The organism is Kitasatospora sp. NPDC004799 (genome assembly GCF_040609095.1).
In the GTDB taxonomy this organism is placed as follows: domain Bacteria; phylum Actinomycetota; class Actinomycetes; order Streptomycetales; family Streptomycetaceae; genus Kitasatospora.
This window is the reverse complement of the sequence record NZ_JBEXJK010000027.1, coordinates 1-16,932: the sequence shown is the minus strand read 5'-3', so window position 1 is coordinate 16,932 and position 16,932 is coordinate 1. Positions and strand designations below refer to the sequence as shown.

Below are 16,932 nucleotides of genomic sequence, written 5' to 3'. Positions count from 1 at the left end.
ACGCCTTCACGCTTGTCCGCTTCCGTTGATGGGGACAATTCGGCTGCCCCGTGATGGGGACACTCGGGCTGTCCCCATCAGCCCCCTCCCGCTCGCACCGCCTCCTTGGTCACTCTGAACGTGTCGGAGACGCCGCCCCGGCGCTCCCATCGGGTCCCAGCCGGTCCACGCGCTTCGACCCCACCTCCCCCACGTTCGTTCTGGCCGAGGAGACTCACGTGTTGCGCCATCCGCAGTTCCTGGAGGACCTGGTCACCGGCAACGCCGACGTCCTCGCCGCCATCCACGTCAGCTCCGAGGGGCTGGTCCTGGGCACCTCGCCCGGGGTCGGCAGGGACGAGGCCGACCACTGGGCCGCCGTGATGGCGGCGCTGCAGGCCGTGAGCAACCGCGGCGCCGAGATCATCGGGCACCGCGCGGCCGAGGCCGGCCCGTGGGGCCACAGCGCGGTCGAGGTCCGGTCCGGCTGCACGCTGATCCTGGTCGGCGCCTGCGGCAACTCGATGCTCGCCGTGGTGTGCGGGAAGGCCGCCCAGCTGGGTGGCATCGGCGCCCAGCTCATCGAACTCGCGGACAGCACCCTCATGACGGCGGCGGCCGCGTGATCCCCACCTCGGACCACCCCCGGCGACCGTTGCCGCTGCCCGACCTCTTCGGGGACGTCCACGTCCCCGACCCGCTCAGTCCTGGCATGCCGGGATTGATCTCCCACCTCGCACGATGCCACGCTCGGGTCACGATCTCGCCCATGGCGACAGGTCTCCGACCCGACCTGGTGCAGCAGCTCCGGCGCTCCGGCGCCGCCCTTCGGACGACCGGCCCGAGGACGGCCTCGCTGATCTGGGGTGGGGACAACACCGTGGTCCACGAGGTGCTGGACCACGCCGTCGGCCGAGGCCTTCCGATACTGGGCTACGCGCGGGCCGTAGAGCTGGTGGCCGCTACGGCGCCGATCACGGTCGCCGTCGCCGGCAGCCACTCCACCACCCTGGCCGCCGCCGCGCTCACCTGCGCGCTCGTCGGCCGCGGCCCCGGGTGGATCCTCGCCGAGGCGCCCAAGGACGACTCCGCCGGCTACGACGGCGACGGAGAGCTCCTGGTGGTGGACCTCTGCCCGGACAGCTCCGGCCACGACGCCTCGCCGCCCGGTTGGCGCTTCCGCTCCCTCGGCGAAGGACTCAACCCGTCCGTGACGCTGATCACCGCCGCGGATGCGGCACCGCCGTGCTGGTGGAGCCAGCAGGAGGCGCTGGACCAGATGGAGGCCCTCGCACGGCGGAGTGAAACGGTGGTGCTGTGGGCCGCCCAGCCCGGTTGCCAGGAGCTCGCGGACCGGCTGCGCCGACGCCGCCCGGGCCCGCGGGTGGTGACCGTCGGCCACGGCGCCGACGGAGACGAGAGCATCCTCGCCGCCAGTTCCACCGGCACGGTGATCCGGTACGAGACCGGCTTGCACGAGCCGGGCCCCGAGTCCCTGGTCGCCTCCCTCGTTCAGGAGGGCGACCTGGTCCTGACCATCGGCCCCCACACCGCCCGGCAGATCGGGCCTTCGCTGCTCGCCGTCCTCGACCGGGCGCGGTCGGCCCGGTAGCCCCCTGCCGCTCCATCCCCTGTTTCCCTTGGAGATCCGCCATGCCCACCTCCCCTCCCGCCATGCCGACCGACCCTGACGTCGCCCGCGCGCTGGACGTCCGGGAGAGCGCAGCGGACCTCTACGGGGACACCGTGCTGAACACGCTCGGCACCCCCAAGCGCATCGTCACCGTCCGCCGGGCGCTTGAGCACCAGCTGATCGATCCGGCCTGGGACGTCCTGGCCGAACTCACCACCCCCGTGGCGGCCGATTCGGGCCAGGGCCGCACCCGGCAGTACCGGACGAAGGGAGAGAGCGCTGGACCCGTAGGTAACACCCTGGCAAAACTCCAACACCGCTCCGATCCGATGCACCGCACCGTCGCGATGCTGCGATCCGCGCGCGGCCTGGCCGTGCACCTCGGTACGCTGGCGGGCCTGCCGGACGTACCCTCGCCGCGCGAGGTCCTGGCCGGGGCCACGCCCTGCGGGCCGTTGCCGATCGTTGTACGGCTGGTGCACCAGGCTCTGGCACTCTCGGTTCCGCGCGCGCTGGTGGTCCCGGCGGCAGCGGTCCAGGAATTCGCCGCGCCTCGGCCACCGCCGCTGGACGGCCCACGCCATCGAGGACCTCGGGCAGGCTGCCGAACGCAGCGGACTGCCCGAGGTCGCCGCCAGCTGGTACTCCGCCAACCAGGACCCGTACCGGGACCTGGGCAGCACCCGCGACGTGCAGCGCCTGCACGCCCGGCTCCTCGCACTGCCCACCCGATGAGCGCCGATCACCGCCCTCGCGGCCCACCCCTCGTACACGCCCCGACAGCCCACACCGCCGGGCAACGCACCTGGCCTCCAGACATTTCCAGGAGAAAAATGATCTTCCGCACCATGGCCGCCGCCGCAATCCTCACGTTCTGCGTGACGATCGTCTCCTCCGCGCCCGCCCAGGCCGCTGAGCCGGACATGCCGATCTGGACCGCCCCCTCCGCCGAGAGTCTCCCGATCTGGACCTCGTCCGGCCAGTGATCAATCCGGGGTGCTGCTCTGCACGCCGAGCAGCACCCCTACCTCGGCGTTTCAGTCCGGGCTTCTGACCACCAGCTCAAAGGATGTGGGTCCGCCGTGTTCCTCGCTGTCCCGCTGTCGGATGGGGAATCAGGCCGCTATCTCGGCTCGCAGCTGTTCCAGGGCACCGTCCGCCTGCTGCTTGACGTCGGGCAGACGGCGGCCGGCCCGCGCCGCGCGCTGGAGCTGGTGCGGCAGGCGGTGGAGGGTCGCGCCGTCAACCGCGGCACTGAGCCGTTGCGCCGCGCCGGTCGGGTCTCCCTTCGCCAGCAGCACCTCGCCGGCGGTGATCGCCGCGATGATCCGCCACTGCGGGGTCGCTCCGAGGACGGCGTCCGGTGCTCGGTCCAGCTGCCGGACCGCTTCGGTGACCCGGCCGGTGCCCATGAGACCGCGGAGGCGGACCTCGTGGAGGGTGAACTCGGAGAACAGTGCGGTGGGCGCCACTTCGCGCAGAAGCCGACAGCCGTCATCGATCGCGGCGTCGAAGACGCCGGCGTCCCCGGCAGTTCCGGCAGCACGGGCGAGCAGGACGACGGCCTCGGCACGTTCGGAGTCGGTGCGGGCGATATCGCGGGCCTGGCCGAGCCGGTCCAGTGCGGGCAGGTGCAGTCCGGCCTTGCGCAGTTCGTTCCCGTGGTGACGAAGTGCGTGGGCGTGCAGCGCCGGATCGCCCACCCGCCGGGCAACGCTGAGTCCCTTGCCGGTCCAGCGGGCGGCGGTGGCCAGGCGCTCCTCCGGCAGCACGTGACCGAGCGCGACGCCGAGGCCGACACGAGCTCTGGCGAGCAGGCGCAGGGTGTCGAGGTCGATGTGACCGTCCGCGGTCCGAGCCTCCAGACGGGCGACCAGCGGCCACAGCTCGGCAACCGCGGTGGTGGCCTGGCCGGCCTGGCGGGCGATCTCCGCCAGGCGCAGCACGGAGTCGGCAAGCTGGATCACGAGCTGATGGTCTGCGTCGGCTTCGTCGGTGATGCCGACGCAGTGCGGTGGAAGGCCGAGGCGTTCGGCGATGTGGCGCAGGGCTCCGACGTCGGTGATGGTGCGCGAGCCGGTCTCGATACGGCAGACGTAGCTGGTGGAGTAGCCGAGCAGGTCGGCGAGTTCCTGTTGCGGCAGGCCGTGGAGTTCCCGGTAGAGCTGAAGGATCTCGGGCAGGGCACGGCGGCGCAGGATGTCCTGGGCTCTGGGGGTGGTCCAGTGCCAGCGAATTCCGCCGTAGAGGTCGATCCCGGCCACGGGTCAGACCTGGTCGTGCAGTTCGTACCAGCGGGCGATGGAGTCCTTGTAGCCCTGCGGCATGACCAGGACGGGTACCTCGTCGCGGTGGAAGAGGCCGGCTTCCTTGTGCTCGTGGCTGACGACCGGGGGCTGGTGTGCGTCGGCGGCAGCACAACCGTAGGTGACGATGAAGACCTTGCGGCCGGGGATCGGCTCGTACATCCACACGTCGAGCAGTGGGCCGGCGGTCGCCGTCCAGCCGCTCTCCTCGTGGATCTCGGTGGCCACCCGCTGTTCGGGGGTTTCCGTCCCCTCCAGCTTCCCGCCGGGCAGCTCCCATTCCTGACGCTCGTTCTTCAGCAGCAGCACCCGCTGCTGCGGGTCGAGTACGACGCCCTTGATGGAGATCGGGAAGGTCGGTGGCACGTAAGGCTGTTCGGTCTGTCCGGTCATGGCTTCTTCCGGGGCGCGCGGGCGGTCACGGGCCCGTCGAAGGTAGCAGTTGCGGGGTCGCGCGGTGCCCCGCTGCCCGACGATCTCGCTTTGACAATCTGTCACTTTCCATCGGGGCGGCGGGGCGTGGAGAGTGTGTCGCCTCCCACCCACTCGGTCCCATGAGGGGGATCCACCATGCCGTCTTCCGACACCAACGGCACCAGCGGCGAGGAGTTCACCGCTCGCATGCTGGACGGAGCAGCGCGCGAGCACGCGGGAGCGGTGCTGCGCGAGCACGGGATGCTGCGGCTCGCCAGGCTGGGCGGGCGCGACGACGTGCTCCTCGCGGCCAGCCGGTTGATGTCCTCGCTGTGGAAGCACCGGGACGCCGACCCGGACTCGCTGACCGTCATCCGCGACACCGGCCGCCACGACGGACGGCCGGGTTTCGCCGGACTGGGACGCGAAGCTCTGGCGCTGCACACCGAGTGCGCGCAGCACCCGATCCCGCCCCGGCTGCTCCTGCTGGCGTGCGCGCGGGCCGGCAACACGGGCGGCGAGAGCCTACTGGTGGACGGCCAGGCCGTCCTGGCCGATCTGGCTGTACACCACCCGGCCGCCATCGAGGCGCTCTCCGCGGAGCGGGCCGCGTACTTCGGCGGATCGAGCGGTCTCTTCGCGCCGGTCTTTCGGCAACTTCCAGGCGAACGATGGCAGTTGCGGCTGCGGCAGGACGACCTCGCCCGCTTCTCCCCCGACGCCGAGGTGCACCTGCCGGCCCTGCGCCAGGCCATCGACCGGAACACCCGCCAGGTGCGCCTCGCCCCCGGGCAGGGCGTCGTGCTGGACAACCACCGCTTCCTGCACGGTCGCACCGCTTTCTCGGGCGAGCGGCTGATCCTGCGCGCGCTGGGCGAACCGCACCCCGCGCTGGGCCTCGGCCCCGCCTTCCCCGCGCCGTGGTCCACGTCGCGCCTTGCAGCACAGCTGACGCTCGACATGCGGCGCTGCCGCCCCACCGTCTCCTGGTGACGCGGGGTGCATCCCGCACCCCGGCTCCAGGTCCCACAAGGGAAACCCTCAAGGAGGAGCCACCATGGCTCAGAAGGTCACGGCCGAGTCCAAGGCCACCGAGCCCGCCGTCGGCGGCGACGAGTTCGACCTCGACGTCCGTGCCGTCGAGACCATCGACGCGGCCAGTCTGGAGGTGCTCACCGACGACGGCTGCGGCAGCACCTGTGGCGCCTGCACCACCGGGTTCCACTGATCCAGCCGGCGGTGCCGCCGGAAGCAGCCCTTCTTCCGGCGGCACCGCCGCCCGCCACCGACCGGTATCCGCTTCCCACGACCGAGGTCAGCCATGCGCCGCTCCGCTCCGCCAGCTTCCTACCGCGCCGCAGACGTGGCACTCGTCCGCGCCGTCGCCCACCCCGAACTCCCCTCTCCCGTCTGGCCGGACCTCACCACCGCCGACTGCAACCAGGTGCCAGGGCAGGTCGAGTGGCTGCGCGCGCTGTGGGCCGACGAGAACCTCGCCGAGGCACTCATGCTCGCCAGTCCCGCTCTCGCCTGCCAGGTCACGCAGTTGATCCGCGCTGAGGCTCCGGTGCCGCGGGAGGTCCGGCGCGCTGCTCTGTCCACCGCCCGCTACCTGCTGCGGGCGAGCGGGCGACCGACCCCGTTCGGATATTTCGCCGGCGTCCAGGCAGCGGTCTTCGGTCCCCGAGCTGAGCTGCGCTGGGGCCTCGACCACCACACCGCGGTGGCCCCCTCGGCCGCATGGCTCGCCCACCTGGTCCGCCGGTTGGAACGGGTCCCCGCGCTGCTCGCGCGGCTGGACGTGGTCGCGAACGACGCCGCCCACGTGTGCGGCGACCGGCTCGTCATCCCCCACCAGGCGCTCGACCGTCCCGGGGGCGACACGAGCCCGATGGAGGTGAGCCTTCGATACACCCGCCCCATCGCATTCGCCCTGGCCTGCGCCCGCCACCCGGTCCCGTTCGGGGCGTTGGCCGGCAAGCTCGCCGCCCTCGCACTCGGAGACCGGGAACTGCGCCACCGGGCCGAATCCGCCCTCGCCACCACCCTGCTGGACCCGGGGGCGCTCGCCGCGACCACCGACCTCTCCGCCTGCCACGGCTACGCCGGGCTCGCCCACATCGCCCACCGCGCCGCCGCCGACGCCCTCCCACGCAACGCGGCTCGCCTCCGCTCCGCTGCCGTCCTGCTCCTGGACACCGCCCACCCGCCTCGCACGGACCCCTCCGAACAGGCATACCGCCTCCTGGCGTCGACGGGGCCCGGGCTCTTGGAAGGCGCCGCCGGCACCGCCCTCGCTCTGCTCGCCCCCGCCACCGGCACCGCGCCGGTGACGCACTGGGACGCATGCCTCCTGACCGCCTGACCGCCTGGCTGCCTGGCCGCCTGACCAAGGACACCATCGATGACCACCGGCTGGATCCAGCACACCGTCGCCTTCGCCGACCCCGCCACCGTCGAACAGATCACCGCCCACCACCTCCCCCCCGTTCTCGTCCACTCCCAGAACTCCGGTTCCCTGGAAGGCTGGTGGTACATGCGCAAGCACGGGCTGCGGCTGCGCTACCGCGCCGACGACCCCGCCCCCGTCGTGACGGCGCTTCTGGACACGCTCGCCGAGGAGGGGCTCATCAAGCGCTGGGCCACCGTGGTCTACGAGCCGGAGACCGAGGTGTTCGGCGGCCCCGAGGCCATGGAGATCGCCCACCGGCTCTTCCACGCCGACAGCCGACACCTGACGGCCCGCGCCGCCCGGCCCGATCCGCCCGCCCTCGGCCGCACCGAAACCTTCGTCGTCCTCACCTCCACCCTGCTCCGCGCCGCCCACCTCGACCGGTACGAACAGGGCGACGTCTGGGCGAAGTTCGCTGCCACACGCCCCGAGCCGCCGGCCCTCGCCCCCGAGCGAACCATCGCCCTGAACGCCGCGATGCACCGCCTGATGACCCTCGACACCCGCCGACTCGCCGAGCCCGGCGAGCCACTCGCCGGACACGCCGCCTGGGTCGACGCCTTCGAGAAGGCTGGGCAGGACCTCGTCCGCACGGCCCGCGACGGCCGCCTCACCCGCGGACTACGCGCCGTGCTGGCCCACCTGATGATCTTCCACGCCAACCGAGCCGGCGTACCCGTCGAGCGCCAAGCCGCGGCCGCCGCACGGGCGTTGGACACCGTCTTCCACTCCGGCGAGGACCCCGAGCCCTCGCAGTCCACCATCCGCACAACCACTAGGGTCGCCCACGTGACTACGCTCAGCAACAACACCGCAACCCCGACCGCCGACCAGCTGCGCGACGCCCTCACCGACCGCCTGCTCGGCCGGGGCGCGATCCGCACGACCGCGGTCGAGGGCGCCTTCCGCGCCGTCGCCCGCGAGCACTTCCTGCCCGGTTTCCCCCTGGAGGCCGCCTACGCCGACAACCCCACCTACACCAAGGCCGACGGGACCGGCACCCAGATCAGCGCCGCCTCCCAGCCCGCCATCGTCGCCCTGATGCTGGAGCAACTCGGCGCCCGGCCCGGCGAGCGCGTCTTCGAGGCCGGGGCCGGGACCGGCGTCAACGCCGCCTACCTGGCCACCCTCGTCGGCCCCGATGGGCACGTGGTCGCCGTGGACATGGACGACGACCTCGTCGACGGCGCCCGCAAGCACCTCGCGGACGCCGGGATCACCAACGTCGACGTGGTCCTCGGCGACGGCGCCCTCGGCCACCCCGCCGCCGCCCCGTACGACCGGGTGATCGCCACGGTCAGCACCAGCGAGATGCCCACCGCCTGGCTCCAGCAGGTCAAGCCGAGCGGCCGGATCGTCCTGCCGCTGCGCCTGCGCGGCACCGCCTCGCGCACCATCGCCTTCGAACGCGGAGCGAACGGCTGGGTGTCGGTCGACGACCAGCTCGCCGTCTTCATGCCACTGCGCGGCAGCATGGACGACGCCCGCCGCACCGTCGCCCTCACCCACCAGGGCGACGTCACCCTCCAAGTCCACAAGGACCAGAACGACGCGGTCGACGCCGACCTGCTGCTCGGCGTCCTCGACACCGAGCGCCACGACGTCTGGACCGGCGTCACCATCCCGGCCGGCACCACCTACGAGTACCAGGACCTGTGGCTGGCCCTGCGCCTCCCGAACTCCCTGATGCGGATGAGCGTCACCGGCACCGCCCGCGAACGCGGCATCAGCCCCATGTTCGGCTGGGGTGCCATGGCCACCGTGAACCACGGCTCCTTCGCCTACCTCACCCTGCGCCCCAGCGAGCCCGACGCCGAAGGCCGCAAGACCTACGAGACCGGCGTGATCGGCCACGGACCGGCCGGCGCCGCCCTCGCCGACCTCGTCGCCGAGGAGATCCGCACCTGGAACACCGGCTTCCGCAGCCGGAAGCCGCGCTTCGAACTCCCCGACAGCCCCGCCACCGCAGACCCGAACGCCGGCCGCTTCGTCCTGGACCGCCCCCACCACCCGATCACCGTCATCTGGGAGTAGCCCGCATGCACCCGACCGGCCCCGTCGCCCGGCGCTTCCCGCTGGTCGCCCGCCACCGGCCCGCGTGCCTGCCCCTGACCGCCCGTGTCGGCCGGCTCCACGAGCTGGCCGACACGGCCTTCCGGCTGGCCGATCCGGGCCTCGCATCCACCGTCTTCAACCAGGCAGCCCTCCTCGCCTCGGACCTCGCCCTACCCGGCTACGCCCGCGAGCTGTGCCACCGCCACGCCACCCTCTACCTCACCCGCGGCCCGCTCCCCGCCATGAGCGCCATCCGCGGCCTCGAACCCGTCGTCAACCTCGCCCGACTCCACATCCGCGCCGACCACCACCAGCACGGCCACCAACTCCTCCTCGACCTCTACCACGCCGTCACCACCGCCACCGAGACCACCCTCGACGGCATCACCGTCCCCGCCCACCTCACCGAGACCGGCGAGCAACGGCACGAAGTCCGCGCGTGGCTGTGGCGCGTCGTCATCGCCGACGGCACCCGCGCCCTCACCACCGCCGGCCGCTGGACGGACGCCCTCCACCACATCGAGGAGCACCGCGGCATCGGCCGGCGCATCCTCGACGGCCGCCAAGTCGCCGTCCTCGCCCGCGCCACCAGCGGCGAGCTCCCCGGCGCCCTCGCCCTGCTGGCCACCACCGAACCGGGCGCCGCGTGGGAGGACGCCGTCACCGCCGTCCTCACCGCGCTGTGCCGCCCCGGCGACCGACACCCCGCCGAAACCGCGATCGACCACTGCCTCGCCCTCGAACCGGCCGAGGGACTCGCCGTATTCACCACCCGCCTCGCCCTCACCGCGATCGACGCCGCCGGCCCGGACATCCCCGCCAGCCGAAACCTCATCGAGCAGCTGACCAGCCGAACGAGTGAAACGGGCGACGGCTACGCACTGCGCGACCTCCTCGCCCATCGGAGCGTCCGTGACCGTCTCGAACCCGGTCGGGCAGCTGAGCTCGAACAAGCTCTCGCCGCCTGCGCACTGGGCTCCGCCTCCCTGCCCGAGCATCTCCGGGGACAGCTGGAGCACGCCCTCGCCGCCGCCCGGGACGTGCTCGAAAGCTCCCCGTTCGACCCGGGCTCGCCCAGAGGCGACCCACTTGAACGCCATACTCGAACAGCTCCATCATCGAATGTGTCCAGCTCCTGAGGCCTTCATCAACTCACCTCCACACAAACTGGCTTGGGAACCGGAGCGCGCTGGTTCGGCGCACGTGCCCACCCGCACGTCGGCTGTGGTCGCAGGCGCTGTGGTGAAGACCGGCGGCACGACCGGCGGCATGCCCGCCCGAGAGACCGAGGAGTCCTCCTGGTGATCGACTTCAACGTACTGACCGACCTGGCCGCACGCGAAGGCATCGAACGGATCGGCGTCGGCGTCGTGGTCCGGGACGCCTCGGGCCGGATCCTGATGGTCCGCAGGGCCCCGCACGACGTGCTGCCGGGCCTGTGGGAGTACCCGGGCGGCGGCCGGGAGGACGGCGAATCGGTGCCCGAAGGCGCCGCACGCGAGCTGGCGGAGGAGACCGGGCTCGCGAGCCTGCCGCTGGAGTACGTGCGGCACCTCGACTACACCAACCAGCGCGGCCTGCGCGTGCGCCAGTTCGACTTCACCACCGTCGTACCGGACGGCGCCGAGATCGTCCTCTCCCCGAAGCACGACGGCCACCAGTGGGCGTACCCGGACGCCCTGCCGCCGACCGGCGACGTGCAGCGCACGGTGATCGAATGGCTGACCCGGTGCCTGGGCATCCCGGGCTGGCGGCCCGTCGGCGGCTACCTCACCACCATCGCCTGGCCCAGCTCGTACGGGTGCTTCCTGGTCACCGACCCCCAGGGCCGCATCCTCGGCCTGCGCTCCGCCGTCAACCCGGACGTGTGGAACTTCCCCGGCGGCAACGTCGAGCACGGCGAGACCCCCTTCACCACCGCCCTGCGCGAGGCCCAGGAGGAACTGGGCCTCGACCTCGCCGCCGAGAACCCCACGGTCATCGCCCGGCGGCGCCTGGTCGCCGCCATCCACGAACGCGCGGGCACCGACCACCCCGTCCCGGCCTGCGGCTATGTCTTCGACGGCGGCATCCTCAACCCCGAGCAATAGGCCCGGATCCGCCTCGACCCGGCCGAGCACACCGAGCTCCGCTTCGAGAACGCCCACGACTGGCGACAGCTCATGACCCCCGCCCGCTACCAACGGCTCCGGCAGGTCCTGCGCGCCCGCCGCGACGGCGTCCCCCTCTACCTGGAACGCCCTACCCCCGCCGACGACGACTTCGAGGGCGTCCTCGTCTTCGTCACCGACCGCGCGGGCCGGCTGCTGATGCACCAACGCGAAGACCGGCCGGACATCCCCTGGCCCGGCTACTGGACCCCGATCGGCGGCTGGCGCGAGGCCGACGAGAACGCCGTACCCTGCGGCTCGGCGACGAGGGCCTGGCCGTCCGCATGGTCCCCGCCGACGAACTCCTCGACCTCAAGGTCCCGCCCTACGTACAGCACTACCTGCCACTGCTCACTGGGGAGGCCTCGTGACCCGGCCCGACCACACCAACGCGCCCCGCGTCACCGGGACCGACCCGCTGACGCTGGTCGTCGGTGTCCACCTCGTCCTTTCCGACGACGGCACGGTGCTGCTCGGACGGCGCCGCAACACCCGTTACGCCGAAGGCCTGTGGCACCTGCCGGCCGGGCACATGGAGCCGGGCGAGGCGGTCACCCGCTCCATGGCCCGCGAAGCCGAGGAGGAACTCGGCATCACCATCGCCGAGGACGACCTCGAACTCGTCCACACGCTGCACCACCTCGACGCCGACCGCAGCCGCCTCCAGCTCTTCTTCCGCCCCACCCGCTACGAAGGCCGGGTGCGCAACGCCGAGCCCCACAAGTGCGCGGAGCTGCGCCGGTGGCCGCTCGACCGGCTGCCCGAGGACATCGTCCCCTATACCGCGCACGCCCTCGGCGAGATCGCCCGCAGCAACCCACTGTCCACCGTCGGCTGGCCGGCATGAGCACCCCGAGCCGCCCCGGGCCCACGGCCGCCCGCATGATGACGGGGAGCAAGGAGACCCGCCTCGTCGTCGTCCGGGGGAACTCCGCCAGCGGCAAGTCGTCGGTGGCTGCCGGGATCCGGCAGCGGTTCGGTCGCGGCCTGGCCCTGGTCGCACAGGACAACCTCCGCCGGATCGTGCTGCGCGAGCGGGACCGGCCCGGCGGTGCGAACATCGGCCTGATCGACACCGTGGCACGCTACGCGCTCGATGCCGGCTACCACGTCGTCATCGAGGGCATCCTGTACGCCGACCACTACGGCGACATGCTCGCGGGCCTGGTGAGCGACCACCGCGGCGTCTCCCGCTGCTACTACCTCGACGTCCCGTTCGACGAGACCCTCGCGCGACACGCCTCGAAGGCCGATGCCGAGTACCTCGCGCAGGTCACCGAGCGGGAGCTGCGCGACTGGTACCGCGCCCAGGACCTGCTGCCCGGCGGCATCGAGACCGTCATCGGCAGCGACAGCACCCTCCACGACACGGTCGACCGCGTCATGCGCGCGACCGGTCTCACGGGGCCACCCACGCTGGACGACCCCGAGCCGGTGCTGAGACGGGTACGCCGCGGCAGGGAGGAGTAGCCCGGCAGGCTGACGGCGGGCGGGCGCACGGCAACCGCGTGCCCGTCCTCCGCCCGGCCGCCCTCACCGGGCATCAGCGAGCGCGTCTCCGCATCCCTGGGCCCGGCGAGCGGCCGGCCAGGGTCGGCCGCCTACGGGAGGGGCTGCGCCGCCGGCCGCCGATCGTGGGCGAAGTGGCCGGGCGTGCCGTCGGCGGGTGGGCGGCGGTGGCCGCGCGCCGGTCCTCGCGGTAGGCGCCATCGCCAAGCAACGTGCGGAGGCCACGTCCTCGCGCACTCACCCGCGCGACGGTTCCCGGTGGCCCGGCGGCTGTGGCGGCTCGTCCATGTGGCCGTGGCGGTAGGCCCAGGCGGCGAGCTCGACGCGGTTGCGGACGGTGAGCTTCAGCTGTGCGGCGGCGAGGTGCTTCTTGACGGTGCCGAGGGAGATGTACAGGCGGTCGGCGATCTCCGGGTTGGTGAGGCCGGAGGCGGCGGCCCGGACAGCTTCGATGAGCATGGCGGGGCCGGCGTCCTTGAGCAGGAAGCCGACCGCGCCGCCGTGCAGGGCCTCGTGCACGTACTCGTCGAGGTCGAAGGTGGTGACGACGATGACGCGGAGCGGGTCCGGGACGCCGGGGCCGGCCAGGCGGCGGGTGACGTCGAGGCCGGTGAGGCCGGGCATCCGGATGTCCAACAGGCAGACGTCGGGGCGGTGGTGCTCGGCGAGGCGCAGGGCCTCGATGCCGTCGCCGGCGTTGGCGACGACGGCGTTGGCGACGACGGCGTCGACCGGGCCGTTCCGGGCATCGCAGAAGGCGCGGACGGACCGCAGATCGGCGAGGTCGAGTGCGAGGGCCTCGGTGGTGGGGAACTCCGCGAGGATCGGCTGGCGGGGTTCCGGGTAGCGCGTCGTCGCGGACCCACCGGTTTCGGTGGTCACATCCCCGGCCCGGGTACCGGCCAGGGTTCGCCACTGGCTCGACGGGCCGGTGGTCCCGGGATCGTGGTCCATGGACGCCGACCGGCTTCCGTGGCGGCGAAGGGGCTCACGAGGATGGACGTCAGGATCGAGGCCGGGGTCGTCCCGGTCGCGGGCGTGGAGCGGGCCGCCGGCCTCGGCACGCGGACGCCCGCGTGGTACAGCGCTGACCCGGCCCGCGCGGCCGGGCTCGGCGGCTGAGGGGAGCGTCGGTGGAGCACGATCGCCTGGGCGGGCCGGACGGGACGGGGAATCCGTCGTCGCCGCGGCTCCGCGGACGCGCCCGGGAACAGGACGTACTCGACGGGCTGTTGCTCGATCTGTGCCGCGGACGCAGCCGCGTCCTGGTCCTGCGCGGGGAGTCCGGCATCGGCAAGACCGCCCTGCTCGGCCATCTGGCGGGTCGCGCCACCCCAGTGGGTCGCGTCGTCCGCACGGTCGGGGTGGAGACCGACCCCGGGATCGCGTACGCGGCTCTCCAGCAGGTGTGCGCCCCGCTGCTGAGCCATCTGGACCGGTTGCCGGCGGCGCAGCGAGCCGCCCTGGCGACGGCGCTGGCGCTGAAACCGGCGCCGGAGCCGGGACCGAGACCGGAGCCGGGGCTCGGACCGAACGACGACGAATCGCCCGGCCGGCTGCTGACCGGACTGGCCGTGCTGGGCCTGTTCGCCGAAGCCGCCGCTGTCGAGCCGCTGGTCTGTGTCGTGGACGACGCGCAGTGGATCGACGGGACCTCCGCCGCCGTCCTCGCGTTCGTCGCCCGCCGGCTCGACGCCGAGTCCGTGGCCCTGGTCTTCGCCGTGTCCACCTCGGCGTGGGCCCGCACGCCGACCAACGCCGGACTCCTCTGCGGCCTGCCGGAACTACAGGTGGACGGGCTCCGCGACGACGACGCCCGGGCGTTGCTCGACTCGGTGCTGCCCGGTCCGGTGCACCCCCGCGTGCGCGACGCGATCGTCGCCGAGGCACGCGGCAACCCGCTGGCGCTGATGGAGCTGCCGCGCGGTGAGATCGGAATCAGGAACGGGTAGGGGACATGACCGGATCGCAGCGAGTGGGCGTCACCACGGCGATGGTGGGCCGCGAGGACGAGCAGGCGGAGCTCGTCGCCTTCGTGAGGTCCGCCACGGGCCGGGCGCTCGTCCTGCGCGGGGAGGCGGGGGCCGGCAAGAGCTCGTTGCTGAACCGGGCCGCCGCACTGGCGGAGCAGGAGGGCCACGTCGTCCTCCGGGCCGCCGGTGTCGAGGCGGAGTCCGAGCTGCCCTATGCCGGGCTGCACCAGTTCCTCCATCCGCTGTTCGCCGACGTCGCGCGGCTGGACGACGGGACCCGGGCGGTGTTCGACGCCGTGTTCGGCGGAATGCCGGGCGATCCGCCGTCGGTCATGACGCTCGGCATCGCCGTTCTCAGCCTGCTGTCGCTCTCCGCCGCGCAGCGGCCGCTGCTGCTGGTCCTCGACGACGGGCAGTGGCTGGACGACTCCAGCGCCGATGTCTGCGGCTTCGTGGGCCGACGCCTGGCCGGCCGCCCGGCCAAGATGCTGGTCGCGGTCCGCACCGACCTCGCGTCCCGCTTCGACACCGCCGCACTGCCCGAGCTGCCGATCACCGCCCTCGCCGACGAGGAAGCGGAGCGACTGCTGGACCACCGGTACCCGGAGCTGAGCCGACGGGTCCGTCGAATCGTCCTGAAGCAGGCCCAGGGCAACCCGCTGGCCCTGGTGGAGCTGCCCGCCCACGTCGCCGGCCGGTCGAGCGACCTCCCGGTCGACGACCTGATCGGTCACCACGGCGTACCGTTGCCCCGACGGCTGCAACGGCTGTTCGACACCCGCATCGCCGGCCTCGACGACCGGGTGCGGACCGAGCTGCTGATGGGCGCACTCGACGGCGCCGGGACCCCGAGCGGCACCGAAGCCACCCCCGGCACCCGTTACGGCATGCGCGACGCCGAGGCGGCGGTGGCCGCCGGCCTGCTGGACATCGAGGCGGTCACCGGCGACTTCGTCTTCCGCCACCCGCTCGTGCGGTCCGCCGTCGTGCGGATGGCCACTCCCAACCAGCGCCGCGCCGCGCACCTGGCGCTGGCACAGGTGCACCGGGAGAACCTCGAACGCCGGGCGACGCACCTGGCGGCGGCGACGGTCGATCCGGACGAGGACGTCGCCGACGTCCTGGAGGCGGCGGCCGGGTCGGCGACCCGGCGCGGCGGCGCGCTGGCGGCCGTGACCTGGCTGACCCGGGCCGCCGAGCTCAGCGAGGACCACGCCGACCGCTCCCGGCGCCTGGCCGAGGCGGCCTTCGTCGCCGGTCACGCCGCCCGCCTCGGCCAGGCGCACCGGCTGGTCCAGGCAGGCCTCGTGCCCGGCTCGACGGAGTCGCCGGCCTCGGTGCTGACGGCCGCCTACCGGGCGCTCTACCAGGACGGGGACGTCCGCTCCACCCACCGACAGGTCTCGGCCGCGATCGAGAGGCTCCGGGACGGGGGGCCGGCCGTCGTCGGCGGAGCCGCCGCATCGACCGTCGGCAGAGCCGCTGCATCAACTGTCGGCGGGGCCGATGAGGACCTCACCCGGCTGGTGATCCTCCTCCTGGCGATCAGTCAGTTCAGCGGGGACCGCACCGTATGGGAGAGCACGCACGGCCTCCTCGCCTCCCTGGGCGACCGCGTCACCGAACATGCGCGCGTCTACCGCGACACGTGGAGCGATGTGACCAGGCACGGAGCAGGCTGGGCCGGGCCGGTGCGCGAGGCCGCCGCGAACCTGTCGGAGCTGGAACCCTGGGACGTCACGCGGTTCGGCGTGGCCGCGTACCATCTCGACGTCCTGAGCCACTACCGCCCCCACCTGCAACGCGTCGTGGACCGCGAGCTGGAGACCGGGGCCGTGGCCACCGGCATGGTCATGCTGCACCAGATCACGCTCGACCGGATGGCGGTCGGCGAATGGGCCCAGGCCGAGGAGACCGGGCAGCGCGGCCTGGACCTGGCGGCCGAGCACGGCCACCACCTGTTCGCCGCCCAGAGCCGCGCGTACCTGGCCCAGCTGGCGGCGCTGCGCGGGCAGGTCGAGCGGGCCCGGGACCTCCAGGCCGAGGTGGACGCCTGGGCCCGCCCGCGCGGCCTGGGGTTCCTGACCCAGCTCGCCGACTCCGCCGGCGCGACCGCCGCGCTGAGCTCCGGCGACTACGAGACCGCGTACCTCTACGCCATCGGCATCACCCAGCCGGGCGAGTTCCGGCCGTACGCGTACCAGGCCTCGCGCACCCTGCTCGATCTGGTCGAGGCCGCCCGGCACACCGGACGCGTCGAGCAGGCCCGGGCGCACGCCCTCGCCGCCCGCGACGCCGGGCTGCCGTCCGTGTCGCCCCGCCTGGGGCTGATCACCTACGGCGCGCTGGCGATGACCGCCGGGAACGAGCGGGAGGCCGCCGAGATGTTCGCGCGGGCCGAGGCCCACCCGGAGGCCGCCCGCTTCCCGTTCAAGCTGGCCCGGATCCGGCTGGCGCACGG

General features: G+C 73.1%; 19 protein-coding genes. 15 read left to right on the top strand and 4 right to left on the bottom strand.

What is annotated here, in order from left to right:
• Positions 1 to 218 precede the first annotated feature (218 nt).
• The 4 genes from ABZW03_RS06240 to ABZW03_RS06225 all read left to right on the top strand — a co-directional run bounded on the left by ABZW03_RS06240 (position 219) and on the right by ABZW03_RS06225 (position 2,598).
• Positions 219 to 605 carry a roadblock/LC7 domain-containing protein gene (locus ABZW03_RS06240; RefSeq protein ID WP_355253020.1) on the top strand — a complete coding sequence of 129 codons (387 nt, stop codon included), beginning with the start codon at positions 219 to 221 and terminating at the stop codon, positions 603 to 605.
• 143 nt (positions 606 to 748) lie between these two features.
• Positions 749 to 1,591 (top strand): hypothetical protein, encoded by an 843-nt coding sequence (locus tag ABZW03_RS06235; RefSeq protein ID WP_355253017.1) that lies wholly within the window; start codon positions 749 to 751, stop codon positions 1,589 to 1,591.
• Between the two features lie 486 nt (positions 1,592 to 2,077).
• Positions 2,078 to 2,347, top strand: coding sequence for a hypothetical protein (locus tag ABZW03_RS06230; protein WP_355253014.1), 270 nt, complete (start codon positions 2,078 to 2,080; stop codon positions 2,345 to 2,347).
• Between the two features lie 98 nt (positions 2,348 to 2,445).
• The gene (locus ABZW03_RS06225; RefSeq protein ID WP_355253011.1) at positions 2,446 to 2,598 is read left to right on the top strand and encodes a hypothetical protein; all 153 of its coding nucleotides are present in this window, start codon (positions 2,446 to 2,448) and stop codon (positions 2,596 to 2,598) included.
• A gap of 129 nt (positions 2,599 to 2,727) precedes the next feature.
• Here the strand turns inward: ABZW03_RS06225 and ABZW03_RS06220 are convergent, their stop codons facing one another.
• The gene (locus tag ABZW03_RS06220; protein WP_355253008.1) at positions 2,728 to 3,876 is read right to left on the bottom strand and encodes a helix-turn-helix transcriptional regulator; all 1,149 of its coding nucleotides are present in this window, start codon (positions 3,874 to 3,876) and stop codon (positions 2,728 to 2,730) included.
• A 3-nt stretch (positions 3,877 to 3,879) separates the two neighbouring features.
• Positions 3,880 to 4,311 carry an NUDIX domain-containing protein gene (locus tag ABZW03_RS06215; protein ID WP_355253005.1) on the bottom strand — a complete coding sequence of 144 codons (432 nt, stop codon included), beginning with the start codon at positions 4,309 to 4,311 and terminating at the stop codon, positions 3,880 to 3,882.
• 177 nt (positions 4,312 to 4,488) lie between these two features.
• On the opposite strand from ABZW03_RS06215, the gene ABZW03_RS06210 reads away from it, so the two are divergent.
• From ABZW03_RS06210 to ABZW03_RS06185, 6 genes are all read left to right on the top strand, one after another.
• The gene (locus ABZW03_RS06210; protein WP_355253002.1) at positions 4,489 to 5,325 is read left to right on the top strand and encodes a TauD/TfdA family dioxygenase; all 837 of its coding nucleotides are present in this window, start codon (positions 4,489 to 4,491) and stop codon (positions 5,323 to 5,325) included.
• Between the two features lie 64 nt (positions 5,326 to 5,389).
• Positions 5,390 to 5,560: an FxLD family lanthipeptide gene (locus tag ABZW03_RS06205; protein WP_355252999.1), complete on the top strand. Its 171-nt coding sequence runs from the start codon at positions 5,390 to 5,392 to the stop codon at positions 5,558 to 5,560.
• Positions 5,561 to 5,695: 135 nt separating this feature from the next.
• A complete protein-coding gene (locus tag ABZW03_RS06200) occupies positions 5,696 to 6,697 on the top strand; it encodes a lantibiotic dehydratase (RefSeq protein WP_355252996.1) in 1,002 nt (333 codons plus the stop codon).
• 39 nt (positions 6,698 to 6,736) lie between these two features.
• Positions 6,737 to 8,818: a methyltransferase, FxLD system gene (fxlM, locus tag ABZW03_RS06195; protein ID WP_355252993.1), complete on the top strand. Its 2,082-nt coding sequence runs from the start codon at positions 6,737 to 6,739 to the stop codon at positions 8,816 to 8,818.
• A 5-nt stretch (positions 8,819 to 8,823) separates the two neighbouring features.
• Positions 8,824 to 9,978: a hypothetical protein gene (locus ABZW03_RS06190; protein WP_355252991.1), complete on the top strand. Its 1,155-nt coding sequence runs from the start codon at positions 8,824 to 8,826 to the stop codon at positions 9,976 to 9,978.
• A 162-nt stretch (positions 9,979 to 10,140) separates the two neighbouring features.
• Positions 10,141 to 10,929, top strand: a complete 789-nt coding sequence (locus ABZW03_RS06185) for an NUDIX hydrolase (protein WP_355252988.1) — start codon at positions 10,141 to 10,143, stop codon at positions 10,927 to 10,929.
• 260 nt (positions 10,930 to 11,189) lie between these two features.
• Here the strand turns inward: ABZW03_RS06185 and ABZW03_RS06180 are convergent, their stop codons facing one another.
• Positions 11,190 to 11,327, bottom strand: a complete 138-nt coding sequence (locus tag ABZW03_RS06180; RefSeq protein WP_355252986.1) for a hypothetical protein — start codon at positions 11,325 to 11,327, stop codon at positions 11,190 to 11,192.
• A gap of 29 nt (positions 11,328 to 11,356) precedes the next feature.
• Here ABZW03_RS06180 and ABZW03_RS06175 point away from each other — a divergent pair, with 29 nt between their 5' ends.
• Together ABZW03_RS06175 and ABZW03_RS06170 are read left to right on the top strand one after the other, a co-directional pair.
• Positions 11,357 to 11,836 carry an NUDIX domain-containing protein gene (locus ABZW03_RS06175; protein ID WP_355252983.1) on the top strand — a complete coding sequence of 160 codons (480 nt, stop codon included), beginning with the start codon at positions 11,357 to 11,359 and terminating at the stop codon, positions 11,834 to 11,836.
• Complete coding sequence (locus ABZW03_RS06170; protein ID WP_355252980.1) at positions 11,833 to 12,459, top strand: AAA family ATPase; 627 nt, start codon at positions 11,833 to 11,835, stop codon at positions 12,457 to 12,459. Before ABZW03_RS06175 ends, ABZW03_RS06170 begins: the two co-directional genes overlap by 4 nt.
• Positions 12,460 to 12,735: 276 nt before the next feature.
• On the opposite strand, the gene ABZW03_RS06165 is transcribed toward ABZW03_RS06170, so the two are convergent.
• The gene (locus tag ABZW03_RS06165) at positions 12,736 to 13,380 is read right to left on the bottom strand and encodes a response regulator transcription factor (RefSeq protein ID WP_355252978.1); all 645 of its coding nucleotides are present in this window, start codon (positions 13,378 to 13,380) and stop codon (positions 12,736 to 12,738) included.
• A 114-nt stretch (positions 13,381 to 13,494) separates the two neighbouring features.
• Between ABZW03_RS06165 and ABZW03_RS06160 the strand changes: the two genes are divergently transcribed.
• The 3 genes from ABZW03_RS06160 to ABZW03_RS06150 all read left to right on the top strand — a co-directional run.
• Positions 13,495 to 13,620, top strand: a complete 126-nt coding sequence (locus ABZW03_RS06160) for a hypothetical protein (protein WP_355252976.1) — start codon at positions 13,495 to 13,497, stop codon at positions 13,618 to 13,620.
• An 11-nt stretch (positions 13,621 to 13,631) separates the two neighbouring features.
• Positions 13,632 to 14,450 (top strand): ATP-binding protein, encoded by an 819-nt coding sequence (locus tag ABZW03_RS06155; protein ID WP_355252974.1) that lies wholly within the window; start codon positions 13,632 to 13,634, stop codon positions 14,448 to 14,450.
• Positions 14,451 to 14,455: 5 nt separating this feature from the next.
• On the top strand, positions 14,456 to 16,932 hold a 2,477-nt coding region (locus ABZW03_RS06150), incomplete at its 3' end, for an AAA family ATPase (RefSeq protein ID WP_355252971.1).